The organism is Streptomyces sp. NPDC111656 (genome assembly GCF_055656965.1).
Genome location: NZ_JBVKCA010000001.1, coordinates 878,437 through 903,310 on the forward strand (window position 1 = coordinate 878,437; position 24,874 = coordinate 903,310).

Here is a 24,874-nt window from a genome sequence, read left to right on the forward strand (position 1 = left end):
GTGCCTGCTGTCACCGAGCCACAGGGCGTGTCCCAATAGGGGCCTTGCCGACGATCAGGCGCCATCACGGTTCAGACCGCCCGGACCGGGCCGGTGCCAGCCACCCAGCACATCACCACGCGGGAGGCAGACCACCATGACGACCAGACAACGCAGCACCTCTTCCACCAGCACAGGCCCGCCCGCTTGGGGCGAGGTTGTCTTGGGCGTGGACACGCACGGCGAGGTTCATGTTGCCGCAGTGGTCTGCTCACTGGGCCAGATCCTGGGCACCAAGTCCTTTCCGGCCACGGCGGCCGGCTACCGTCGGCTGCTCGCCTGGGCCCGCAAGTTAGGCATGGTGCGGCGGGCCGGGGTGGAGGGCACCGGTACCTTCGGAGCGGGTCTGTCGCGGTACCTGCTGGCGCAGCATGTCGTGGTGTTCGAGGTGAACCGGCCCGACCGGTCGGCCCGTCGTCTGCTCGGGAAGTCGGACCCGCTCGATGCGCAGGCTGCTGCGAGGGCTGTGCTGAGTGGTCGCGCCCGGGCGCGGGCCAAAGCCGGCGACGGTCCGGTGCAGAGTGCCCGGATGTTCAAAATCGCCAAAGACTCCGCGGTCAAGGCCCGTACCCAGGCGATCAACCAGCTCAAGGCCGTCCTGGTCATAGCCGACCCGGCTCTGCGTGAGCGGCTGTCCGACCTGGGCAACCGCGAGCTGTTCCGCACCTGCGCGTGCCTCAGCCCGCGCGGCGGCGAAGACGGCGGGGGCGACGAGGATGCCGTGGCCCAGGCCACTCGCATCACCCTGCGGCTGCTGGCCGAGCGCATCGAGCAGCTCACGGGTCAGATCGATGAGCTGAATCAGCGCCTGACCTGGCTCGTCGAACGCCATGCCCCGCAGCTGCTCGCGCCGGTGGGTATCGGCCCGGACTCAGCTGTCACGCTCCTGATCACCATGGGCGACAATCCCGAGCGGCTGAGCACCGAGGCGTCCTTCGCCGCCTTGTGCGGGGTCAGTCCCATCGAGTACTCCTCGGGCCGGCAGAGCTCGCGCCGGCTCAACCATGGCGGCGACCGGCAGGCGAATACCGCTCTGCACCGCATCGTGTTCACCCGGCTGCGCCACGACCCGCGTACCCAGGCGTACTACGAACGCCGCACTCAGGAGGGAAAGACCCGGCGTGAGATCATCCGATGCCTCAAGCGATATGCCGCCCGCGAGGTCTTCAACCTGGCCCGGACGGTCACTACCGACCCCCCGTTATAGGGGCGTCCGTGACAGGTGTGACCGATGTGGACCCCCGTCGGCTTGATCCGGCGGGGGTCTCCGCGTGCAGGGACGGGCCCGGTTGAGCGGTGGTCGACGGGTTTTGCTCTGCTCCGATTAGCTGTCCTGGGCTGCGAACAAGTGCGGCTGTCGAGAACCATGAGCGCGTGCCATCGAAGTTGAGCGGCATGCGGGTCAGCGCCTCCGCATCAGGAGGCAGTGTCACCACGGCGACACCGACGACGAGGGCGGTGCCGAACGACGGGTGTTCGAAGGCGACATACACAGTGCCGCAACCAACGAGCATGAGCAGCACCATCCGTTGATCGATCTGCCCGTTCATCCGCGAGTCCCTCCCTGCATTTGCGCCGTCATGGCTGTCACAGGGAAACAACGACTGGAATTTCGACAGAAAACCCAACCGGCCACGACCCAGCTCTCACTGGACGGGATCAAGATGCGATGGCACGGCCTCGCGTCCGCCCGGATGGGGCAGGGTCGGCGGACCGGTAGGCGAGCCAAAATCCCCGGCCGGGACTCGGAAATGTGTTCGGGAAGGGTCGCAAGGGTGAGAACGGGAACGACCCAGAATCCGGATGTATCCGGCCTCTTGCCTGCCGTTTTCCCGCCCCGAGGCAGCCTGGCCTATCCCGTCATCGGCTCGGGCCTAGTCCCGTTGTCAGTGGTGACCTCTACGGTTCCTTGTGGCGGCGCGGAATGCCCATGCACGGCTGTGCGGGCATGAGTGCCGACCGAGTGGGGCGTGCATTCTCGTTGTTGGCGGGAAATGCGGTCGTACTTGCCGGGGTAGTGAGAGGGCAGGATGTATGGAGTTGGACTACGACCGTCTGGTCGCCCTGCGGAAGCAGAGCGCTGCTTGGCGGCTGCTGAAGGCCGACAACGCGGCACTGATGTTGAGCTTCTTCAACAAGGTGTTCGTCGAGCAGGGAGCGCGCTCGATTGCCGGTGCGGAGCTTGTCGAACGTCTGGACGACGAGTTGTTCGCCCTCAATGACCGGCTCGGGCAGGGCACGTTTCCCAAGTCCGCGAAGGCGTATCTGGATGTCTGGTCGGCACCGGGGAACGGCTGGCTGCGCAAGTATTACCCGGCGGATTCCGACGAGCCGCACTACGACGCCACGGCCGCGGTCGAGAAGGCGATCGCGTGGGTCCGGTCGCTGGAAGAGCGTTCGTTCGTCGGTACGGAGTCGCGCCTGAATACGATCTTCGAGCTGCTGCGGCAGATGACGTTCGGCACCGAAACCGACCCCGAGGCGCGACTGGCCGAGCTCTCCCGGCGACGGCATGAAATCGACCAGGAAATCGAGCGTGTTGAGGCCGGCGAGGTAGACGTCCTGGACAGCGCGGCGCTGCGGGACCGCTACCAGCAGGTGACGACGACGGCGCATGGGCTGCTGGCCGACTTCCGCGAGGTTGAGGCGAACTTCCGGGACTTGGACCGGGACCTGCGGAGCAAGATCGCCGCGTGGGACGGGGCCAAGGGCGAACTTCTGGATGAGGTGCTGGGCAGCCGCGAGAGTATCGCTGAGTCGGACCAGGGACGGACCTTCCAGGCGTTCTACGACTTCCTGCTCGCCCCGAGCCGTCAGGACGAACTCAAGACGCTGCTGGCCGAGGTTGAGGCCATGGAAGCAATCGACGAGCCTGACCCGCGCATGCGTCGTATGCCCCGGGACTGGCTGGAGGCCGCCGAACGCACCCAGGCCACGGTGCGGCAGCTGTCGGATCAGCTCCGCCGATTCCTGGACGACCAGGTGCGCTTGGAAGACCGCCGTGTCCTGGAACTGGTGCGCGCGATCGAGACGCAGGCCCTGGCCCTGCGCGACGTGCCGGGCGTGAATCTGGTCGCCGAGATCGATGCGGCAGCCCCGGCCATCACCCTGCCGATGGAGCGGCCCTTGTATACGCCGGTGGTTAAGGCGCCGATCGACAGCACCGGCATCGAGGCGGGGGACGAGGAGTTCACCGCCGACGCCTTGTTCGAGGCGGTGTATGTGGATCCCGCCCGGCTCACGGCCGCGGTGCACCACGCCCTGGGCTTGCGCACGCAGGTGTCCTTGGCCGAGACGCTGCGCGAGCATCCCCTGGAGCAGGGGCTTGCCGAACTGGTCGCCTACTTCGCGCTACCGGACGACGGGTTCACCACCGTGTTCGACGACGACCGCCAAGAAGAGATCACGTGGATCGGCGAGGACGACGTCCAGCAGGTCGCCACTGTGCCCGTGGTCACCTTTGCTCGCACCAGCCCCGGCATCGCCTGGGTATCCAGCCCGAAGGAGGGGCGATGACCACACCTGCCAACCTCACCCCGCAGCAGCCGTACGCCCTCTCGCTGCCAGTCAACCAGCTACTCAAGGGCCCGGTCTTCCGCGACCAGCACGAGCGGGCCTGGGACGCGCTGCTGCACCACAGTGCCGGCGTGAAGGACTACGTCGACGTCATGGGGCTGCGCGTGGTGATCGACGAGATGGAGGGCTACGCCTTCCTCCAGTCGAAACCTGATGACGAGGACGATGACCGCGATCCCCGCATGGCGCCGCCGCGGCTGATGCCCCGCCGCTCGCTGTCCTACCCCGTCAGTCTGCTGGTCGTGCTGCTGCGCAAGAGGCTTGCCGAGTTCGACGCGGGCGCCGACGGCACCCGCCTGATGATCACCCGGGACGAGATCGTCGAGATGATCCGCATGTTCCTCCCGGCCGGCAGCAACGAGGCACGCCTGGTCGACCAGATCGACGGCCACATCAACAAGGTGGTGGACCTGCAGTTCCTGCGCCGCGCTCGCGGGCAGGAACAGCTGTTCGAGGTGCAGCGGATCATCAAAGCCTTCGTCGACGGGCAGTGGCTCGCCGACTTCGACACGAACCTGGCCCAGTACGCCGCCACCCACACCCCCCAGGAGAAGCAGCAGTGATCCCCGCCCAGCCCGGCCCCGCCGACACGGGTGCCTCCACCGACCCGGCTGCGGCAGGCTTCCGACTGGAGCGTCTGGAGGTCTACAACTGGGGCACGTTCGACAAGCACGTGTGGTCGTTCGGCCTCGGCGGCGCCAACGCCCTGCTGACCGGTGACATCGGTTCCGGCAAGTCCACCCTGGTGGATGCGATCACCACGCTGTTCATGCCCGCCCGCAAGATCGCCTACAACAAGGCAGCCGGTGCGGAGAGCGGCGAGCGCAGCCTGCGCTCCTATGTGCTGGGCCACTACAAGTCCGAACGCAACGAGACCACCGGGACGACCAAGCCGGTGGCGCTGCGCAAGCCGGGCAGCTACTCCGTCATCTTGGGCGTGTTCACGAACCCGGCGCTGGCGGCGACCGTCACCCTGGGGCAGGTGTTCTGGCTGGCCGACGGGAACGCCACCAGCCCCGAGCGGCTGTTCCTCGTCGCCGACCGGACGCTGTCCGTCGCCGGAGACTTCGCCGACTTCGGCACCGAGGTGCGGGCGCTGAAGAAGCGTCTCGAAGCGGGCGATGTCCGCGTCCACAAGACGTTCCCGCCATACAGCAAGGATTTCCGGCGCCGGATGGGCATCGAGTCTGAACAGGCGCTGGAGCTCTTCCATCAGACGGTGTCGATGAAGTCCGTGGGCAGCCTGGACGAGTTCGTGCGCAGTCACATGCTCGAACCGTTCGATGCGGCGGCGATGACGGACAACATCGTGAGCCACTTCGACGCTCTGACTACCACCTACAACTCCGTTCAGCGGGCCCATGCCCAGATCGAGGCCCTCACCCCGCTGCTTGAGGACTGCGACGCCTATGAGGGCCTGGCCGCACGCATCGAGGAGGCCGACGGCCAGCAGGCCGCCCTGCGGTACTTCATCGCCCAGCGCACGTCGGCGCTGCACGAAGCCCAGCGCGCCGAGGTGGAGCGGATGCTCGCCCGCCTGGAGGTCGAGAAGAAGACCGCGAAGGACGAGCTGGAGCGGCTGCGGGACCAGGAACGCCGGTGGGAACTGCAGCGTGAGGGCCTGGGCGGCGGGCGCCTGGGCGAACTGGAGCGCCAGATCGAGGAGACGGAGCAGCAGCGCGCCGCTCAGGAGAAGCGCTCCCGCCAGCACGCAACCCTGCTGGAGCAGGCAGAGCTTGCCCCGGTCACCGATCAGGCGCAGTTCACCGACCGCATTGAGGAGATCGCCCGGGCCCAGCACGACGTCGCCGCGACGACACAGGAGACACGCACGGCCCTGGAGACGCTCGCAGTCGAGGCCGCACAGCTGAAGCAGCGGGCCGAGGACCTCAACGCAGACCTGATCAGTCTGCGCTCGCGCCGCAGCAACATCCCCCGCAAGCAGCTGGAGGTACGCGCCCGCCTGAGCCGCGAACTCGGCATCGAGGACAGTGCCCTGCCCTTCGCCGGCGAACTCATTCAGGTCCGAGACGAGGAACAGGCGTGGGCCGGAGCCGCCGAGCGGCTGCTGCGCGGCTTCGCCGTGTCCCTCCTGGTCCCCGGCGATCAGTACGCTCGCGTCTCCGACTGGATCAACGACCACCACCTGGGGACGAAGCTGGTCTACTTCCGCGTCCCGGACAAGCTCCCGCCGCGGCGCCTGCCCACCGGTGCGTCCACGGCGCTGTTCACCAAGCTCGAAGTGCGCGAGGACTCGCCGTTCGCCCCGTGGCTGGCCGACGAGCTCGAACGCCGTGCCTCCCACGCCTGCGTGCCGACGATGGAGGACTTCCGGCACGCCGAACTAGCCATCACCGCACAGGGGTTGATCAAGGGGACGCGGGGCCGCCACGAGAAGAACGACACCACCCGCATCGACGACCGCAGCACGTATGTGCTCGGCTGGACGAACCAAGCGAAGATCGATGCCCTCCTGGATCAGGCGGGACGAGTCCATGGCGCCCAGCGCGAGATGGAGAAGAAAAAACGCGAGCTGGGAGCCGCCTACGAGGACGCCATCAGCCGTGACAAGGTCCTCGACCGGCTGACGGCGATGGTGGACTACAGCGAGATCGACTGGCCGTCCGCGGTACGGCGCATCACCGAACTGACCGCGGAGAAGCAGCGCCTGCAAGCCGCCTCCAACGACCTGGACGAACTCACCCGCCGCCTCACCGAGATCGCCGACGAAATCACCGAACAGGAAGCCGCCTACGAGAAGGCCAGCCAGAGCTGGGGACGGGTCGACGGCGAGCGCGACGCAGCTGAACGCGCCCGCGACGAGGCCCGCGCGGTACTCGACGAACCAGCCGCCCGCTCTGCACAGGCGCACTTTCCGGCCCTCGAACAGCGCTTGACCACCGCCCGCCTGGCGTGCCGGACCGCGCAGGAGTGCGCGCAGACCGAAACCCGGCTGCGCGAGGAGATGACGGCGCACCAGCACCGCTGGGCCAAGGAGCAGACCCGCCTCGCCCAGACGATCGCCGCCCAGATGAGCTCCTTCCGCACCACCTATCAGGTCGAGACCAGCGAACTCGACGCCTCCCTTGCCTCCTCCCCTGGCTACCGTGCCCTGCACCAGCAGCTCGTCGCCGACGACCTGCCGCGCTTCCAGGACCAGTTCCGCACCTACTTGAAGACCAACGTGATCCGCGAAATCGCCGGATTCCACGCCCAGTTGAACATCTGGGCCGACGAGATCGGCGACCGCATCAACACCATCAACGAGTCGCTGGCCGGCATTGACTACAACCCGGGCCGCTACATCATGCTCAAGCCCGAGCAGACGCCCAACACCGAGATCCGCGAGTTCACCGCGGAACTGCGCGCCTGTACCGACGACGTCCTATCCGGCGACGACTCCGACCTGTACTCCGAGGAGAAGTTCCACCAGGTCCAGCACCTAATCGAACGCTTCAAGGGCCGCGAAGGCCACGCGGACAGCGACCGCGGCTGGACCAAGCGCGTCACCGACGTGCGGTACTGGTTCGTCTTCAGCGCCAGCGAACGACGCCGCGAGGACGACTCCGAGTACGAGGTGTACTCCGACTCCGGCGGCAAGTCCGGCGGACAGAAGGAGAAGCTCGCGTACACCATCCTGGCCGCCTCTCTCGCCTACCAGTTCAAGCTCGACACCACCCCCAGCAGAAGCCGTACCTTCCGCTTCGTGGTCATCGACGAAGCCTTCGGACGCGGCTCGGAGGAATCCGCCCGCTTCGCCCTGGACCTCTTCAAACGCCTGGGCCTGCAACTCCTCATCGTCACCCCACTGCAGAAGATCCACGTCATCGAGCCCTACGTGTCCGCCGTCGGCTTCGTCGACAACCCCAGCGGACACCACTCCCGCCTACGAACCCTGACCATCACCCAGTACCGCCAAGAACGCCTCGCCCACACCCTGGCCGGCCTGCAGCCCGCCGCCGGACAGGGAGACTGAGATGACGACGCATCAAAGCTCCAACTGGACCACGCCGCAGGCCGTCCTCGAACGCCTCCACAAACGCTGGAACACGGGTACCTACCTCACCCAACTCGCCGACGGGGCGCCCTGGGACCCCGTCGAGATTCCCCTGCGCGGCCCCAGAGCCGGCGACATCACCCGCCACTACGACGACGTCCTCGCCTGGACCGAATCGTGGGCGCCCATCGCACACCGGCACCTGCGCATCGAATACCGCCGACTCGGCGGACGCCTGGCCGGCGTGAACAACATCCCCGACCGCGTCTGGATCGACGACCGCGACGACCTCTGGCGCCTACTCGGCGTCACCCCCACGGTCGCCCGCTACCAAGCCCTGCTGGCCTCCACCCAGGAAAGGCTGCCCGCTCTCATCGACTGGATGGTCGCCCACCCCATGCAGGTCCTCCAACGGGAGGCCGACTGGCCCCGCCTGGCGGACACGATCCGCTGGATCACCGACTACCGTGGACCAGCCGTCTACCTGCGCCAGCTCGACGTACCTGGGGTGGACACCAAGTTCATCGAACGCCACCGCGCCATCCTGACCACCCTGCTCGAACAGTGCCTTCCCGACGACCGCATCGACGCCGAGGCCGCGCGCACTGACTTCGCCGCCCGCTTCCGTTTCCTACGCAAGCCCGTCTACCTGCGATTCCGGCTGCTCGGCGGCGAGTCGCTGGGGGGCTTCAGCGAACTCACGGTCCGCGCGGATGAGTTCACCGCACCGCCGCCCGGCATCACGACCGTGTACGTCATCGAGAACGAAACCACCTACCTCGCCTTCCCCGACCAGCCCCACAGCATCGTGATCCACGGCGGCGGCTACGCCGTCACCCAACTATCAGCCCTGACCTGGCTGCACGATGTACGCCTCGTGTACTGGGGCGACTTGGACACTCACGGGTTCACCATCCTCGACCGGCTGCATCGGGCCTTCCCGCACACGCAGTCCATCCTGATGGACCGGAGCACTCTGCTGGAGCACCGCGGCCAATGGGTGAAGGAGGACGCCCCTACCCACCAGCCTCTCGGCGCCATCACCCCGGACGAGGCCGACGTCTACGCCTGCCTCGTGGACGGCGAGTTCGGCCCCAATGTGCGACTCGAACAAGAACGCGTGCGCTACCACCTGCTCGAAGACGCCCTCAACGACCTACGCCAAGGGCCGCGGTGACCGCCCCTCGTGCCTGGCTAGCCGCCGGAGACCGGGAACTGCGGCGTCGCTGCCGTTCTGCCGTACCCGGGGTGCAGGGCGCGGCGTCGGCGCCGAACGGTTCGGTCTGCAGACCATACTCAGAGCGGCAGGGGCCCCACGTCCGATGGGCTGACGGCAATCGTCGTTAGGGCTACATGCGTTGAGGCACACCCCCTTTTCGGAACGAACGTTCGAAAGGAATGATGGGTTGGTCGCGTGCCAGTTCGGTACGCGGCTCGTTAGGCAGCGCACCAGAAGCGCCCTGGCACGCAAGGCGCTTCGAGGCTCACGGCAGGAGAGGCAGCGATGAGCGATCGAAGCGCGATCGAGTGGACTGAAGCCACCTGGAACCCCACGACAGGCTGCGATCGAGTCACGCCAGGGTGCGACAACTGCTATGCCTTAGTCCTGGCTAGGCGCCTCAAGGCCATGGGGACAGCCAAGTATCAGAACGACGGTGACCCTCGAACCTCCGGTCCTGGCTTCGGACTCACCCTGCACCCAGGAGCACTCGGGGTTCCCTTCCGCTGGAAGGCGCCCCGCATGGTCTTCGTGAACTCGATGAGTGACCTCTTACACGCAAAGGTTCCTGTGGCCTTTGTGGAACAGGTATTTCAGGTCATCGCGGAGACACCGCAGCACACGTACCAGCTGCTGACCAAGCGTGCCAGGCGCCTGCGTCGTCTTGCGGATCGTCTCGACTGGCCCCCCAACCTTTGGATGGGTGTATCCGTGGAGTCGCAAGACCAGCTCGACCGCATCGACGACCTCCGCCAAGTCCCTGCCGCCGTACGTTTCCTCTCCTGCGAGCCGCTCCTGGGCCCGCTCGCTGACCTCGACCTTCAGGGCATCGGCTGGGTGATTGCCGGCGGCGAATCCGGCCTGAACCATCGCCCACTGAAGGAGGAATGGGTCACCGGGATCCGTGATACCTGCCGCGAGGCCGACGTACCGTTCTTCTTCAAGCAATGGGGTGGCCGCACCCCGAAAGCCGGCGGACGAGAGCTCGCCGGCGAAACCTGGTCGCAGACGCCCGCTCGGCTGCAGCCCTCGGTCGGCTGAGCGAAGAGACCAAGCCAATGGCTGTATGCGCCCTGGCGTCGGCTGAAAACGCTGTGTGATCCTCAGCCCTGGGGCAGTTTCCGCAACGGGGAGGGAACATGGCTGTACCGAGAGCTGTCGTCTGGCCAAGAGACCCGCATACGGCAGCCAAGCACGACCTCCTCAAGAAGTACCTGCAGCCGTGGACACGCATTCTGCTGACGCACCAGGACAGCGTCACCTACGCGGAGGGCTTTGCCGGCCCCGGGGTCTACGAAGGGGGCGAACCTGGGTCACCCATTGTCGCCTACCGGGTCTTCGCGGAGGCCCTGCAACAACGCCCCAAGAGGGTCCGCATGGTCCTCGTGGAAGAGGATGCCCGTCGAGTGGAGAAGCTGCAGCGTCAGTTGGCACTCGCGCGCGAGCAGACACCAGCTGAGATCAGCGCCAGCATGCAGGGCGAGCTGCACACAGGAACCTGCCACCCCACTCTCCTCGACAGACTTCGCGCAGGCGGGCATCTCGATAAGCCACTCTTCGTGCTGCTGGACAGCTACGGCGGCCCGGACATTCCGTTCGCTCTGTTGCAGCAGCTGGCCCAGTTCAAGCGAACCGAGGTGATGCTGACCTTCGTCCCTAACTTCCTCACTCGCTTCGCTGAGAAGAACGACGGCCATCGGGCCGCAGGCGACGCCGCGTTCGGTGACACCGAATGGCATGGCGTGTTCACTCAACCCGCAGGCCGCAAGTTCGCATACCTGCGCGATCGATATCGAGAGTCGATCAAACGCGCCGGATTCACCTACACCCTCTACTTCGAGATGGTGGATGAAGGCGGACACCCGCTCTACCTTCTCTACGGCACCCGTCACGAGTTGGGCGTAGAGAAGATGAAGGACGCCATGTGGAGCGTCGATCCCGCATACGGTATCCAGTACCGGGATCCGAAGGACGTGCAACAACAGGCCCTGGACCTGGAGTTTGAGCCCAACACGGATCCACTGCGCCGAATGCTCTTGGAGTTCATCGCCGGCAGGCCCGGTGGGCGGATAGTCGAGGACCTCCAGCAGTACACGCTGCTCGAGACGGTCTACCGTCCCGCCCAGGTCATCTCGCTCATAGAGAAGATGCGGGACGACAAGGTCGTCGCCACAGAGCCACGCCGTGTCACCAAGAAGACCCGGGTGTTCCTCTACGCCGAGAAGCCTGGACAAGGCGAGCTGTTTTAGGGCTGATAGGTCGCGTTGGCGGGTTCCACGGCTTGAGCCTTGCGAGCGGCGGCGAAGACAGCTCTGCGGGCACTGAACGGGTCGTGGGTGGCGGGCACCCACGGGTGGGTCGCCAGTGCGGCGGCCAATCGCCTGCACTCTTCCTGGGCTGCGAGCCACCGTTCTCGTTCTGCGTTCGTGATGTCGATTCGCCCCGCCGCGATGTCCGCTCCCGCCGGGAGGGTGTCGGCGAGTGCCTTCAGGTGCTGAAGGGCGGAGTCCAGCGTCAGCCTCGCCCCCACTACATCGCCGGGAATCTCCCAGCCATCCACGTTCCACGTGGACCTGTACTCCGGCGGCGGTCCCTTCGACAGCCAGTCGGAGGCATCGATGGGGTCGCCACTGTCACGGGGCTGCGCGAGTTCCGCGCGGATCCCGGTGTCCTCGCCATAGTGGCATTGCGGGTCGGGCGGGAGCGGCTCCGCGCGGAGGAATGCGGCGGTCGAGTCGGCAGCGGACGCCGGCAGATAGGGATCCGGTTCCGGACGGCCCTGGAGGAATTCCGCCTTGTCCGACGGTTTCACCCACATGTGCCAGCCGCGCCGCCGCCCTGTGCGCGCTCGCATGAACAGCGTCACGAGCTCGCCCGTGGTCGTCATGCGCACCATGTCGTCGTAGTGCGCCTGCGTCGATTCCCACGCGGCGTGCCAACCGCCACAGCGCGTACCAGTCCTGGGGCATTCGCGCTGAGTGCTCCAGTCACAGCGGACCATGCGCAACGCCTTCACACCTCCTCGTACGCGCAAGGCGTCCCGACTACCCACGTCCTGCCATCGCTGGATGTTCAGCCTGGCCCAAGGCGCCCGATCGATGGCGAGCGAGTTCTCGTTCGTCACGAGCCACAGTGGTGTCAGGCCGTCGTTCACCGCGGTGCGCGTCCTGCTGTCCACAGAACCACTCGCAATCGGCGAGATCTGAATCTCGTAGCCGATCTTCCTTCCGCTGGCCCCGGCGACCGTTACATCCGTACGACGGCGACCATGTACCGCTCGGTCTTCGACGGAGACGCTGAAGCCCTCTCGACTGGCTGTTTCGGCAGTGTGGTTCTTGAGCGCCTTGTGCAGCTCGCTCTCGCCCGCTGTCTCGGACACCTCGCCCCTGGTCACGTGCCGGGCGTGGTAGCGGCCGTTCTTCTCGACGATGGTCATGAATCCGGGGCAGACGGTCCCGTATTCGTGGGCTCCGAGGCAGTAGAGAAGGTCGGGTTTGTAGTTGCGGTGGATTTCCTGCAGGAGGCCCGGGCGGTCGGGGTTACCCAGGTCTGATGCACTCAAGTCGATAGTGATCCCGTAACCGCGATGCAGCACGTTGTGGGTCATGTTTTGAGAGTAAGTCCTGCCACTGACAACGGAGTTCGTTGCCGTCGTGGTGCTGGTCGGAGGCGGCGCCTCGGCCGACGAGCGACCCCGCCCCGTGAACGCGCCGCTTGTCTCCGTGTGCTGTTGTGATCGACCAGGATCAATTTTTGGGTTGGGGCCGGAGCCCATGCCGAGTACGTGGCCGCCCCGGCCCTGGGTGCCGACCGTCGACCTCGATGGCCTCGGGTGCGATCGTGCGGGCATCTGGTTCGGCGGGTGTACCCAGCAGGGGTGTTCAACTGGCGTATATACGAGGGCTATCGGCCGTCCAATCGTGGAGCTGGGCCCATTGTCAGCGGCTGAATGCATGATGGCCGCATGACGACGAAGCCGCAGCACGATCCCCCCGAGCCGATTCCCGCAGCCGCCTCGGGGGGAGAGGACCTGGAACAACTCTGGGAAGAGATCGATGCTGGTCACAGGCTCGTGGCTCCACCTCCAGATCTTCCTCCGCCGCTCACGGTGACAGCCCCGCTGCACCTTCAGGTAGAGCAGTTGTCCTGGGAGAGCCTCGAGCATCTGGTTGTGGCGTTGGCTCGTGAGGTTGAGGGTGCAGTCCGGTCCAGGTTGTACGGCAGGAACGGGCAGAAGCAGCACGGCATCGATGTCGTGGGGTACTTCGACGATGGCAGCCTGACCGTCTATCAGGCTAAGCGCCGGCAGAGTTTCACCGCCGATGCCCTCTCGGATGCGGTTCGGATGTATGTCGAAGGAACCCGCCCCTTCGACGCCACGCGCTTCGTGCTGGTCACCACTGCCTATACCGGTGACACTGCGGTGGAGGATCGGCTCCATCAACTGCGTAAGGACTATCACCCCCTCGACATTGAACTCTGGGGCCGGCAGCAGCTCTCGGACCTGCTCTTCCCACAACGTGCCTTGGTTGACCGCTTCTTCGGGCGGGCGACGGCAGACGGGTTCTGCGCAGACGGTCCGGATCCCGCCAGGCTGCCCCATACCGTGGTGGGCTCGCCGATCCGGGACTTCACCGATCCGTTCGCTCTGGAGGTGCACCGTGTCATCGAGGCCGAAGAGAGGGATCCCGGTGACCGGCTGCCCCCGCTGCCGGCCTACATTAGCCGGGAACACGACATGCGGGTGGGCCAGCTCGTCACACGGGCAACCGCCGAACAGAGCGCTCTGGCCGTACTTGTTGGCGACTCTTCCACCGGCAAGACACGAGCATGCTGGGAGGCTATCCAGGCGCTACCGGGCGACTGGCGACTCTGGTATCCGATTGCTCCAAGCCCAGCAGAGGCACTCCTCAATGGCATGCCGTCCGTCGGGCCGCGGACGGTGGTCTGGCTCGACGAAATCGAGCCCTACCTGGCGTCGCCTCAGCTGGGCGAGCAGGCGGCCGCGGCGCTGCGGGAGCTACTCAAAGATCCCACCCGGGGCCCGGTCGTGGTCTTGGGAACAGCCTGGCCGGAGCACTGGGAACGGCTAACCCTGCCCCCCGCTTCAGGAGCACCGGATCGGCACCGAGAGGCCCGCCTGCTGCTTGCCGGCCACAGTATCCTCGTCCCCCGTTCGTTCGATGAGCCAGCTCTGTTGGAAGCACGCAGAGCAGCACACGGGGACCGGCGGTTGGCAGAGGCACTTCACCAAGCCAGCGACGGACGGATTGTCCAGTACCTCTCTGCCGCTTTCGCTCTCATGGAGCGCTATACCACTGCCCCGGCCCGCGTGCAGGCCGTGATCCATGCAGCAATGGATGCCCGCCGGATCGGATGCAGTGGAGCACTCTCTCGTACGCTGTTGGAACTGGCTGCCGTCGGCTATCTCACCGATGACGAATGGTCTGCCCTGAGTGAGGGTGATCGCGGCGTGCCGGGCGATGATTTCAGAATACTGTGCATGGGATAGTAAGCGAGTTAGCGGCGAAACAGCTTCGTCCATGTATGGCGATATGTTTGAGTTCGTCAACCTGCGCATAGAGACGGCCGAAAGTTGCCTCCTTCTCATTGAGCCTTTTCCAACCTGACTGCGGCGGTGAGGTGTTGGAGGTTGCCAGCTGTACGGAACGACGAAGCTCCTGGTAAACCGGTTCTCGACCAAGATCACCCGTGTTCGCCAGGAGCTCCGCGTGCTTGTCTATCCCTCGTCGATCGATCTGTCCAGCGGCACCCTGCGTTACCTGACCACGCGGCTCCGTGTTCGGCAGCGAGAGATCGGGACCCGGTGGCGACGGCTGCCTGTCGGCCGTCAGGCCCTGCTCGTCCTCGCTCACCTGCGGTGCGGGGACACCTACGCGCGGCTCGCCGCCGGGTTCGGCATCGGCGTCGCGACCGTGTACCGATACATACGTGAGGTGATCGACGTCCTGGCCGCCGCCGCGCCGACCCTGCCCGAGGCGATGAAGACCGTACGGGCGAAAGTCTTCGTGATCCTGGACGGTACCCTGCTGCCGATCGACCGGATTGCCGCCGACACCCCGTACTACTCCGGAAAACACAAGCGTCACGGCATGAACGTCCAGGTCCTCACCGACCCGTTCGGCCGACTGCTGTGGGCCTCGCCGGCATTGCCCGGATCGACCCATGACCTGACCGCCGCGCGGCGCCACGGCATCATCGACGCACTCGCCGAGGCCGACGTGAAGTGCTGGGCGGACAAGGCTTACCAGGGCGCCGGGCGCCCCGTCCGGGTGCCGTTCAGGGGCCGTCGGCTCATACCCTGGAAGCGGCGGCACAACAGCACCCACGCCAAGATCCGCTGTCTCGGCGAGCAGGCCATGGCCACCCTGAAGGGCTGGCGCCTTCTGCGGAAGCTCCGCTGCAGCACCAACCGGATCACCGACATTGTGAAGGCCGTCGTCGTCCTTCACCACGCCTCAACCTGAGGTTAGAAAAGACTCCATGAGTTTTGACATCTTCGTGTGCCGGTTCAAGAACGGTGAGCCGGCACCGCTGGACATGAGTGCCGCGCACGGGGTCCTCGACCCCTATGCGGTGGCGCGGGACCCCGAGACGGACTTCCTGCTGGTGAGTACGGCGGAGGGGGAGGAGGCGGGCGTGTACTTCAACAGCCCGACCGGTATCACCTTCAACCGCTTCAGAGGGGACGGGGTCATAGACCTCCTCGCCGTCCTGCTGCGCCGACTGGATGCCGTGCTCGTCGTCCCGGGCGGGCCGATCATGATTCAGCGGGACGAGGACCGCGAGCTTCTGCCCGCCTCCCTCAGGGACGAATGGCCCGTCGTCGTGGCCCGTACCGGCGCGGAGATCGACCAGGCGATCCGGGCTTCCTGAACGAACGGGCAAGGGGTCCCCGGTGCGTGTCACCGGGAACGGCTCTGTCGTCTCCGCGCGGGCGCGGGCGCGCGGCATGTACGCCTCCGCACAGCAGTCACGCCAAGATCCGATGCATCGGCGAGCAGGCCATGGCCACCTTCAAAAAAGCTGGCGCCTCCCGCGAAAGCTCCGCTACAGCACCAACTGGATCACCGACATCGTGACGACCGTTTTCGTCCTTCACCACCCTCAACCTGAGGTTGGAAAAGGCTCACGAACCCTCGCTGCTCGTCGGGGAGATGGTCCAGCACGGTTCGGTGCGGACCGCGGCGAGGTGGTCTGCGCTCCCCGGAATGCTGGAAGACGGAGCGCAGGTTGACCGCGAAAGAGCTGACGAACATCCCCGCGTGTCGGCCTGTCGCAGTGAGCGGCGTATTTGCAGGACCTCGCGGGTGCTGGAGAGTCGATGGCCGGGTCGGTGCGTGAGTGGTGAGGCGGGGCGTTGTCAACACAGCCTGACATAGAGGGAGTTGGCGCCCAATCGGGTGCGCTGCGGGCCATTCGTCCCACGGGGGTCCCGTGGTCTGGACGGGCTGTGCCATGTCCCTGGTGGTTGTGAAGGCAGGCACTACGGGGGTGGCTCCATTGGGCCCCGGGCCCTGAAGTCCTCGACTGTATCCGGGAAGCCGTGTGATTTCGCGGGACTAGACTCGTCGAGACGATGTATCAGGATCTTCTGTGCGGGATCCAGTGAGGCGTGGGCACGGAGCTCCGAGGGATGTGGGGGAGGCCCGGCACGTTGGGTAAGCGGTGGGGCCGTCCACGGCGACAGCAGTCGCTGCCCCTGGAGGGCATGCCTATGGCGACCGGTGCCCGATCTGTGGTGGCGGCGGGGGACATCGGTCTGGTCGTCACGGGCGACGGCAATCAGTTCCAGTTCGTCGCCTCCCCACAGCGAGTCGCGACGTCCAACTACCGCTACCAAGTGGAGTCCCTGGCCGCCGCCGAGTTTCGCGGACGGTCTCAAGAACTGGCACTGATGGCGGAGTTCTGCACCACGCGGGAAGATGCCGATAGCGCCGAGGGTGCGTACTGGAGGTGGCTCGCCCCCGCATGGGCCGGAAAGACGGCTCTCATGGCCCAGTTCGTAATGGAGCCTCCTACCGGGGTCGACGTCGTGTCCTTCTTCATCACATCGCGCTTGAACCGGCAAAACGACCGTGACGCCTACTGCGAGGTGGTCCACCGGCAGTTCTACGCACTGCTGGGTGAGGAGGAACCAGCGGTCACCGAGCACACGCGCGAGGAGAGCCTGCTCTCCGCGATGGACCGGGCGGCAGCCCTGTGTGAGAGCCGCGGCCGACGACTGGTGCTAATCGTCGACGGTCTGGACGAGGACTGCGGGGTGCTCGCGGGCCCCGGAAGCCACAGCGTCGCCGCGCTACTCCCGCGCTCGCCCAGGCACGGAATGCGGGTGATGGTAGCCGGGCGGCCGCATCCTCCCATCCCGGACGATGTGTACCCCGCGCACCCGCTGAGAAGTGCTGCCATCGACCGATGGCTGGGACCGTCGCCGTACGCGGAAGTCGTGCGACGGGAGGCGGAGGACAGTCTCATGCGGATGCTGCAGGCCGGCGGTCTCGCACGGCAACTGCTGGGGCTGGTGACGGCGGCCGGTGGCGGCCTGACGGCGGCGAACCTCGCCCGCCTGGCAGACACTCGTCCCCGGTTGGTTGAAAAGGAATTGAGCACCGTTACCGGGCGGGCCTTCCGCGTCCGCACGCCGCACTGGTCCTCCCAGGACGCCGGTGCGTCCGCTTCCGGTGTCTACGTACTGGCCCATGAGGAGATCCGGCGCAGCGCGGTCGAACTGCTCACCGAAGAGGAGCTGGCGGCGAACCGCGAGCGTCTGCATGAGTGGGCGGACAACTTCCAAGCGCGGCGCTGGCCGCCCCACACACCGGAGTATCTACTCCGCGGCTACGGCCAACTGCTGCGCGCACAGGGCGATACGCGACGTCTTGTTCGACTGGCCGGTGACGCTCACCGTCACACGCGGCTGTGGCAGCGGTCCGGTTCCGATCTGGATGGGCTGGCCGAGCTGTCCGCGGCGTTCGAGGGCCTTGTGGCCGGGGGCGGCGGGGATCCTGCCGATGTTGCTGATGCATTCGTGCTCGCCGTGCGGCGCGACGCCCTGCTTTCGCGCAGCGAGAGTCTCCCGGACGCCTTGATCGCGGTGTGGGCGGGCCTGGGGCGGGTCCGGCGCGCTGTCAGCCTGGCTCGAGCCCGGCAGAGTGAAGTGGCCTGTCTGAGAGCCCTCGTGGAAGTAGTCCGGGTGCTGGTCGCGAACGGTGAGCTGCAGCGTGCGACGGAAGTGGCCGACGAGGCAGCCCAACTGGCCGATGCTGTAGTCGGACAGGGGCGTACGGAGGCCGCGACGTATGCGGTGGTCATGCTGGCCGTAGTCGGTTCCACGAACCGGGCGTACAACATGGCGTGTGCGCAGGTGCCCCAGCAAGGGCAGAACGAGGTGCTGGCGTCAGGGGCCACAGCCGCCCTGTACGCGGGGCAGCGCGGTACGGCGGAGATACTCGCTCGTTCGGCCGCCGCCTCGCTCCCCGACACAGTGCCGGTCATAGCGGCGCAGGCCATGATCCTGGACAGCGACTGCCCACAGGCTGTGGCGGTCATCCGGACGGTACGTAACCGCGGCCTGCGGGCTGAGTTGCTGGCAAACGCCGCCTCGGCGATGGTCGAGGACGGGCATACCGATGCGCTCGTCGTGGCCGAGGAAGCCCTCGCCGAAGCCCTCGCCGAGGGAGGAGAGCGTGCCCTGGTCCCAGCTGCTCTCGCCCTCGCTTATGCCGGTGAACCGAGTCGGGCAGGCGAGATCTGCCGATCGCTCTCCGACCCGTACAAGCGAATGACATCCCTGGCTCGCGTCGCAGCGTTGCTGGTCACCTCCGGCGAGGTCGGCGAAGCAGCGGACCTGGCCCACGAGGCCGCAGCCCTCGCGGATGAGGTGACCGCGGACAACCAGCGCGCCGACGGTCTCACGATGGCCGCACTCGCTCTGGCTCTGGCCCAACAGTACAAGTCGGCTGTCGAATTGCTGGCTCCCCTTACGGCGACAGCGGCACGGGAAGAGGCTGCGGCGGACATGGTGAGGGGACTGGCAGAGATGTCGGACGATCTCGAGTGGGCCACTGAACTGGCCCACAGCTTGAGCTCTCCCCGCAGCCGGAGCCGGGCGTTGGCGTACCTGGCGGCCGCCCACCTCGCGGCCGGAGACCGTGCGCGGGCACAGGTCCTGGCGCAGGAAGCCTCGGACGCGACCCGGAGGAACACCGGATGGGGCGACGTCCATCACGTCGCCGAACTGGCCGTGGTCCTTGCCCGGGCGGGCGCTCCGGGCCTTGCCGTTGAGGCCGCCCGGAAGATTGACGAGCCGGACGGGCAGGCCATGGCTCTCAGGAAAGCGGCCGTCGGCGCGGCAGTTTCCGACAAGCCTGACCAGGGCGCGGACATCGCCCGCGAGATCGAGGATCCCTGGCGCCGGACACAAGCGCTCGGCTGGGTGGCAGCGGCGGCGGCCCGGGGTGGTTCCATGGGCGTGGCGGCCAGCCTGATCCAGGAGATGCGAGAGATCGAGAGCGGTCTACCGCCAGGGAGCCTCGTGTCAAGCGATCACCGCGTAGCGGCCCTTGCCGCACTTGCCAAGGCTTTCACCAAGGACGGGCAGGACGACGCGGCGGACGCCGTAGCCGACACCGTTGAGCAGAACTGGACCCGGGCGGAGGTCCTCGCGGCCATCGCGGGAGGTCTCGCCGAGCGTGGGGAGGATGACAAAGCACTCTCTCTTGTGGGCCACTTGGCGACGTTTCCACGTGCTGCGCGCCTTGCCGCGCCGATCGCCACCGTATGGGCGAAAGCCGGATCAACTTCCCGCGCACTGGCTGCCCTTGATCTCCTGCCACGGGCGGCTGACCAGGCGGAGGCACTGGCGTTGACCGCGAAGTCCCTGGCCAGGGCGGACGGCATCGTACGGAACTCGGTCCTGGCCCGTCATGCCCACGCCTTGGCCGACGTTCTGATCAGCCCGGATTGGACCGACCACGCGCTGTTGGAACAGGTGGGACTGCTGCTCCGCCATGGCCACACCGGTCTCGCCGCTGCCCTTAGCCAGCACATCGCAGACCCTGGGCGACATTCGGAGCGTGGCGCTTTGTGTGGCAGTGCCGCTGGATTGACGGCGGATTCCGGCAACACCCCGGACGACGAGGACATGACCGCTGAGGCGGCTTTCCTTGCAGAACAGAGCACGAATGTGCAAGATCACTGGCAGGACCTCGCCTCCGTCGTGGCTGCTCTGGCCTGGACTGACCAGCGCGACCGGGCCTGGTCTCTGCTCAGCGCACTGCCGGATGACAGTCCCAGCAAGGATGAGGCCGCTGCCGCGTTGGCCGAGGCTCTTGCGGCTTTTGGGCATTACGCGGTAGGTCGCGAACTGGCATGGAGCCTGCCGCAAGGGCTCCAGCGAGAGCGGGTGCTTGATGAAGTCGCCTGCTGGGCCGCTCGGCGCGGAGACTTCCTCATGGCCATCGACCTGTGCGCCGCGGAACACCCCGTTGAGCAGCGCAAGTTCCCTCTGCTCAACGTCGTGGACCTCGCGGCGGCGAAGCGACAGTACGCTGAAGCCGCTGTTGCCGCCCGCGCCCTCTGGGACCCCGCGGACCAGGTGCGCGCACTGTGCGCCATCGGGGCGACCGCCCGTCGACACGGCGCCCAACACCGCGCCGACGAGTTCACCAACGAGGCTGGTGCCTTGCTGACAGCCACCTTGGAGTTGACGGAAGACTGGACGGAACGCCAGCGAGGCCGACTTCGGGCCGCCGCGGCCGAAGGATGGGGGGACTGCCCCGCAGGCCGTGAAGCCGCAGTCGAAGCACTGAGTCTTGCCCCGTGGAGCACCTGTTTGGAGGGGGTCCGCCGGACAGCGTCCCAGGCTCTGCCAGCCGTACTGGGGCCGCTGCTACAAGAGAGGGAGCACCCAGCATCGCAGAGCGGGCCACACCGAGCGCTCGACGCTTCAATGACCAACCCACACCGATGAGATGGACCGGCTGAGACCGCACCACGATGGCAGGTGTGACCTGCTGGCCTTCGACCACGCACATGAGTTGATCGAGACACGAAGCCGCTCACGGCGCAGGCCCTACGCTGGCCGAGCGTACGCACAGTCCGCCTTTTGCTGCCATCGTACGGGGGCCGTATAACAGGTAGGGAGAGATGTGGTCGTGTCGGAGTCGAACTCTGTCCCGGCGGTACCCCCTTCGGTTGGGGCGTCGGGCGAGCGGGCAATCGCAGTCGGCGGCGACGTAGAGATTGCCGTGACTGGCGATAACAACATCATCCATCACTATCTGATTTTCGGTGGTGGAGGCGGCCCGGCGGGTTCGATGCCTACGGACGAGGAGACCCGGGGCGTTCCCGCCGCCAAGGTGAAGGTCGTCGTTCCCTGTGCTGATCGGCCTGGTCAACTGGGTTGGGCAGGCTGTCTCGGTGCATCCCGGTCGGCGTCTTGTGCAGTCCTACGTGGAACAGGCACTGCACCAGGTTGGTGCTCAGGGGCTGGTGGCCTATGGAGAGGAACAGGACAGCGGCGAGAACCTGCTTCTGTTCACCGGGGCAGCGGACATGCGCACGGTGGGAGCCTTCCTGCTGTCCGAACTGGATCGCATAATGGCTGCGGACTGGGCCAATGCCACGCGCAAGGATGGCTATCTCCTGCCGCAGTTGCGCCTTGTCCTGCACGCGGGATTCGGTGAATACGACGGTTCCCGCATCTCCAGCCCGTCCTTCGTGAAAACCATCCGGGCTCATGCCGAGACAACAGCTCTCCACGATGCGTATGCGGGAGACGCGGTCGGTGTGGTGGCTCTGGTGACGAACGAGGCCTATGACGCCGGGATCTACGAAGACCACTGCGGGAGTGGCCAGCGCTGGATTCCGTTCTCCCAGTCCGTAGCCGGTGCGAGCCCGCTGGGCTTCTGGGCACGTGGTGCACTGGGCGACGCGGCATCCGCAGCAGACTGAAAACGCACGCGCCCCGTACTTCACCGTCCTTCGGTTAGGGTGCCGCAAGACAAGGACGAGCAGGAGGCGTTGTCGTGATGACCGGCTGGCGCAGGGGCGTGGTGTGGGCAGTGGCAGCAGCAGCCGGCCTCACTTGTGCAGGAGTGACGCTGTTGCTGTGGTTGAAGGATCTCAGTACGGCGGGCATCGTGGCGGGCCTGGCCGCCGATACCGTCACGCTTGTCATGACGGTGTTCGCCGTGCGCGCTCTGGTGCTCCAATCCGCCCAGACCACCAGCCAGGTCACCGCGTCGGGAGCGGGGTCCGTCGCCGCCGGCGGCAGTATCGGCAGGGCCGTGACGGGCAGCAACAATCAGCGCACCGGGGGTATCCCAACTCCTGCGCCAGGATCGCCAGCACCGGGTGGCCGGGCGGAAGCATCCGGTACCAAGTCGGTGGCCGCGGGCGGCTCCATTGGAGAGGCGGTCACGGGCGACGGCAACAGCACATGACCGTCACCTGGTGGCAGCGCCTCAGCATCGGGCGGCACAACAAATCGACTCACCGTGCAGAGGATGAGCCTATTGTGCCCGGCACGGTGTCGGCTCCGGGTGACGGAGCGATTGCCATCGGTGGCTCCGCCGAAACCGTCGTAGGTGGCCAAGGCAACACCGTTGTTGTGCTCCAGGCCGGGACCGGTGAACGAGTCGTGGGCGCGGCCTCCTTGGACGACCTTGACGCCAGTTGCAGGATCCGCATGGTGGAACGCTGGCACGCGGCTGGTGTATCGGCCACGGTCGCGGCCGAACTCGCCGACACTCCTCAGGTGGGAGCCTTGCCGGATGCGGTGACTGCATTGCCGGAACACGGAGTGGTGGTCCTGGAGGGCGTGTTCGGGGCGGGCAAGTCGCTCGCCGCTGAACGCCAGCACCAGCGTGACATCGCTGCCGCACGTGCTGACGCGCAAGCCCCCATTCCTGTCCGTCTTGCCGCGCAAGACGTCCAGGGCAGCCTGATCGACGCGGCCACCCGCGCCGCAGGCGTCCTCGGGGATCCCGCCGTGCGTGGGGTACGGCTGATCGTGGACGGGCTGGAAGAGCCCGGGCCGATCCGCGGCAAGGAACTGCTGGACCAGGCATGCAGTTGGACGCTTTCCCCGGCAGGTGCGCGGTGGCGCATCCTGGCTACGGCCCGTCCCGGTCTGGAGGTGGACGAGAAGCTGCGCAGGCCGATGCCGGAGTTGTCGGCAGACGAAGCGGCCGCGATGATGGACCGGCTCGGCGGTAACGGCACTGCGGTGCACAGCCAATCCGGCATGGTGCGCAGCGTGCTGCGCCAGCCGCTGTTCGTCATCATCGCAGCCCAGATCCAGCGTGATCATGAGCGTCTGCCGAACAGTCCGGTGGCCTTCCTGGACGCGTTGGTCACCCGGGCTCTGCGCGATGTCGAAAGCGTCAAGGAAGAACGCGCCGAGCGGCTGTTGCGGCGACTCGCCGCGGTGTGTGTCAGCGCTGGAGGAGTGGGGGCGACCGCGGATGTGGGCAGCCCCGGCGAAGTACAAGTGCTGCTGGACACCCGGCTGGTGGTGCGCCGCGGAGACCGGCATCTGGCCTTCGCTCTGCCCGTGCTCGAACAGTACTTCGCCGGTCAGGCATTGCTGGCCAACGGAGTGCTGGCGGAGGTGGTGCAGAGCGTGGAGCTGCTGGACCGCTGGCGCTACGGGCTGGCGATGGCAATCGCCTCCTCTGGCTGGGAGCCAGCCCGTACAGTGCTGGATCCGCTGCTGCGTGCCCATCCCGGCGTCGTCGCCTGGGCCGTCCACGAGGCCATCCCGCAGGCTGAGTTCGAGGAGGTGGGTCCTTGGCCGGATCTGCCGGCGGACGTGGTAAGCCAGCGCCTACAAGAGACCCTCGATGCCTGGCAGGCAGCGCTCAGCCCAGCAGGAGACCGCATCTTTTTCTCCATGGGGAGGAACGGCCCGGTCACCGTCGATGCGTTCCTTGAGGGAAATAGGCTGGGACTGCACATCCTGCGACGCGACGGTGACCACACCCCAGGGCTCGCAATCCCCGCTGCGCACCGGTGGACAGAACCGCGGGGTGTGCGCCCTGTGACGGCGCTATTCGGATCCGCCGCCGTGGAGTATGCCGCCTGGCCCTGGCAGAAGACGCTGAAGCTGGTTGCCTCACGCCTGCACACCATGTGTGCCCGCAAGGACTTCGACCTGGCCGACTGCGACGCCTACACCAAGGAGCGCCTGTGGCTGGCGGCCGCGGATCTCATGAGACTACCCTCTCGTCGTTTCACCCCGCTGCGCGCCGAAGACGTACACCAGCTACTGCACCATCACCTCTACGGCGAGCCGGGGAGTCTGCCGGTGAGGAGCGGCTTCGGCACACGGTTCACCGGTTATCAGGCGGAGCTGCTGCGCCTCGAGGAGGAACTGGCCCGGGGCCGCTGGGCTGACGCCGACGGCCTGCTGCACTCCCCGTATGCCGTTCCCGACCAAGAACTCATCCGCCCAAGGTACTGGGTCTGGGACGCTTACAGCCCAGAGCAGCTCAGGCTGCGCACCGAGCAAGTCCTCACCGCCGCAGTAGAGATCTACACTGCACTCGTCGACACGTGGTTCCCTCACCTCAAGCCCGTCCTCGGCTTGGCCAGCGCCCTCCCCACCGCACTGACCGGCGAGCTGTACACGGCTCCGCCCGGCGGCAAAGACGCGTACGAGCCGCCCGGCTTGAGGCTTTCCCTCTACCCCTCACCCAGCAGCTCGGTCACCGTCCGGCTCGTCCCGGCAAAGGACGCCCTGTACGAACCCGTGCGTGCAACCGCACGCGGATCCCGTCCGACGAGGTCCCCCTGGGCGCGCCCGAGTACGCCGGTCCTGAGCGAACCGGAGATCTTCGGCGACGCCCCCGCGACCGACTACGCCTACGCCTGGCTCCACGAAGACCTCCACCGCCTCCACCTCACCGAGCGTGGGCCGCGAACCATACGCACGGGTCTCCCATAGAGCACTGTGCATCGTGAAGTTGCTGGTCACGGGTCCTGTGAGCGCGGGCTTCGTGTTGTCCGTGCTGGTCGTG

General features: G+C 66.6%; 15 protein-coding genes. 14 read left to right on the plus strand and 1 reads right to left on the minus strand.

Annotated elements, in window-relative coordinates; translation table 11 throughout:
* Positions 1 to 136 precede the first annotated feature (136 nt).
* The 7 genes from ACZ7M3_RS04075 to ACZ7M3_RS04105 all read left to right on the plus strand — a co-directional run bounded on the left by ACZ7M3_RS04075 (position 137) and on the right by ACZ7M3_RS04105 (position 11,080).
* Entirely contained in the window at positions 137 to 1,246 is a 1,110-nt protein-coding gene (locus ACZ7M3_RS04075; protein WP_472060517.1) for an IS110 family RNA-guided transposase, read from the plus strand.
* Positions 1,247 to 2,073: 827 nt separating this feature from the next.
* Positions 2,074 to 3,555, plus strand: coding sequence for a DUF3375 domain-containing protein (locus tag ACZ7M3_RS04080; protein ID WP_472060519.1), 1,482 nt, complete (start codon positions 2,074 to 2,076; stop codon positions 3,553 to 3,555).
* Positions 3,552 to 4,178 (plus strand): DUF4194 domain-containing protein, encoded by a 627-nt coding sequence (locus ACZ7M3_RS04085; protein WP_472060521.1) that lies wholly within the window; start codon positions 3,552 to 3,554, stop codon positions 4,176 to 4,178. The genes ACZ7M3_RS04080 and ACZ7M3_RS04085 overlap by 4 nt, the downstream gene beginning before the upstream one ends.
* On the plus strand, positions 4,175 to 7,591 hold the full coding sequence (locus tag ACZ7M3_RS04090) for an ATP-binding protein (RefSeq protein WP_472060523.1): 3,417 nt from the start codon (positions 4,175 to 4,177) through the stop codon (positions 7,589 to 7,591). The genes ACZ7M3_RS04085 and ACZ7M3_RS04090 overlap by 4 nt, the downstream gene beginning before the upstream one ends.
* Position 7,592: 1 nt before the next feature.
* Positions 7,593 to 8,789: a Wadjet anti-phage system protein JetD domain-containing protein gene (locus tag ACZ7M3_RS04095; RefSeq protein ID WP_472060525.1), complete on the plus strand. Its 1,197-nt coding sequence runs from the start codon at positions 7,593 to 7,595 to the stop codon at positions 8,787 to 8,789.
* A gap of 327 nt (positions 8,790 to 9,116) precedes the next feature.
* Entirely contained in the window at positions 9,117 to 9,872 is a 756-nt protein-coding gene (locus ACZ7M3_RS04100) for a DUF5131 family protein (RefSeq protein ID WP_472060527.1), read from the plus strand.
* 98 nt (positions 9,873 to 9,970) lie between these two features.
* Positions 9,971 to 11,080 carry a three-Cys-motif partner protein TcmP gene (locus ACZ7M3_RS04105; RefSeq protein ID WP_472060529.1) on the plus strand — a complete coding sequence of 370 codons (1,110 nt, stop codon included), beginning with the start codon at positions 9,971 to 9,973 and terminating at the stop codon, positions 11,078 to 11,080.
* Here ACZ7M3_RS04105 and ACZ7M3_RS04110 read toward each other — a convergent pair.
* Positions 11,077 to 12,438, minus strand: coding sequence for a competence protein CoiA family protein (locus tag ACZ7M3_RS04110; protein WP_472060531.1), 1,362 nt, complete (start codon positions 12,436 to 12,438; stop codon positions 11,077 to 11,079). The two genes, ACZ7M3_RS04105 and ACZ7M3_RS04110, sit on opposite strands and share 4 nt — an antisense overlap.
* 357 nt (positions 12,439 to 12,795) lie before the next feature.
* Between ACZ7M3_RS04110 and ACZ7M3_RS04115 the strand changes: the two genes are divergently transcribed.
* The 7 genes from ACZ7M3_RS04115 (at position 12,796) to ACZ7M3_RS04145 (ending at position 24,801) form a co-directional block, all read left to right on the plus strand.
* Entirely contained in the window at positions 12,796 to 14,343 is a 1,548-nt protein-coding gene (locus ACZ7M3_RS04115) for a restriction endonuclease (protein ID WP_472060533.1), read from the plus strand.
* Between the two features lie 220 nt (positions 14,344 to 14,563).
* Positions 14,564 to 15,319 (plus strand): transposase family protein, encoded by a 756-nt coding sequence (locus ACZ7M3_RS04120; protein ID WP_472060534.1) that lies wholly within the window; start codon positions 14,564 to 14,566, stop codon positions 15,317 to 15,319.
* Positions 15,320 to 15,335: 16 nt separating this feature from the next.
* On the plus strand, positions 15,336 to 15,728 hold the full coding sequence (locus ACZ7M3_RS04125) for a hypothetical protein (protein ID WP_472060535.1): 393 nt from the start codon (positions 15,336 to 15,338) through the stop codon (positions 15,726 to 15,728).
* Between the two features lie 841 nt (positions 15,729 to 16,569).
* Positions 16,570 to 20,823 carry a hypothetical protein gene (locus tag ACZ7M3_RS04130; protein WP_472060537.1) on the plus strand — a complete coding sequence of 1,418 codons (4,254 nt, stop codon included), beginning with the start codon at positions 16,570 to 16,572 and terminating at the stop codon, positions 20,821 to 20,823.
* 407 nt (positions 20,824 to 21,230) lie between these two features.
* Positions 21,231 to 21,806, plus strand: coding sequence for a hypothetical protein (locus ACZ7M3_RS04135; RefSeq protein WP_472060539.1), 576 nt, complete (start codon positions 21,231 to 21,233; stop codon positions 21,804 to 21,806).
* Positions 21,807 to 21,949: 143 nt separating this feature from the next.
* Positions 21,950 to 22,297, plus strand: coding sequence for a hypothetical protein (locus ACZ7M3_RS04140; RefSeq protein ID WP_472060541.1), 348 nt, complete (start codon positions 21,950 to 21,952; stop codon positions 22,295 to 22,297).
* On the plus strand, positions 22,294 to 24,801 hold the full coding sequence (locus ACZ7M3_RS04145; RefSeq protein ID WP_472060543.1) for an NACHT domain-containing protein: 2,508 nt from the start codon (positions 22,294 to 22,296) through the stop codon (positions 24,799 to 24,801). The genes ACZ7M3_RS04140 and ACZ7M3_RS04145 overlap by 4 nt, the downstream gene beginning before the upstream one ends.
* Positions 24,802 to 24,874: the final 73 nt, after the last annotated feature.

Excerpts from the sequence above, each read along its gene's own strand:
- ACZ7M3_RS04095 (WP_472060525.1), top strand. The coding sequence starts at position 7,593 with ATGACGACGCATCAAAGCTCCAACTGGACCACGCCGCAGGCCGTCCTC.
- ACZ7M3_RS04075 (WP_472060517.1), top strand. The coding sequence starts at position 137 with ATGACGACCAGACAACGCAGCACCTCTTCCACCAGCACAGGCCCGCCC.
- ACZ7M3_RS04115 (WP_472060533.1), top strand. The coding sequence starts at position 12,796 with ATGACGACGAAGCCGCAGCACGATCCCCCCGAGCCGATTCCCGCAGCC.
- ACZ7M3_RS04080 (WP_472060519.1), top strand. The coding sequence starts at position 2,074 with ATGGAGTTGGACTACGACCGTCTGGTCGCCCTGCGGAAGCAGAGCGCT.
- ACZ7M3_RS04085 (WP_472060521.1), top strand. The coding sequence starts at position 3,552 with ATGACCACACCTGCCAACCTCACCCCGCAGCAGCCGTACGCCCTCTCG.
- ACZ7M3_RS04105 (WP_472060529.1), top strand. The coding sequence starts at position 9,971 with ATGGCTGTACCGAGAGCTGTCGTCTGGCCAAGAGACCCGCATACGGCA.
- ACZ7M3_RS04130 (WP_472060537.1), top strand. The coding sequence starts at position 16,570 with ATGGCGACCGGTGCCCGATCTGTGGTGGCGGCGGGGGACATCGGTCTG.
- ACZ7M3_RS04100 (WP_472060527.1), top strand. The coding sequence starts at position 9,117 with ATGAGCGATCGAAGCGCGATCGAGTGGACTGAAGCCACCTGGAACCCC.
- ACZ7M3_RS04145 (WP_472060543.1), top strand. The coding sequence starts at position 22,294 with ATGACCGTCACCTGGTGGCAGCGCCTCAGCATCGGGCGGCACAACAAA.
- ACZ7M3_RS04110 (WP_472060531.1), bottom strand. The coding sequence starts at position 12,438 with ATGACCCACAACGTGCTGCATCGCGGTTACGGGATCACTATCGACTTG.
- ACZ7M3_RS04125 (WP_472060535.1), top strand. The coding sequence starts at position 15,336 with ATGAGTTTTGACATCTTCGTGTGCCGGTTCAAGAACGGTGAGCCGGCA.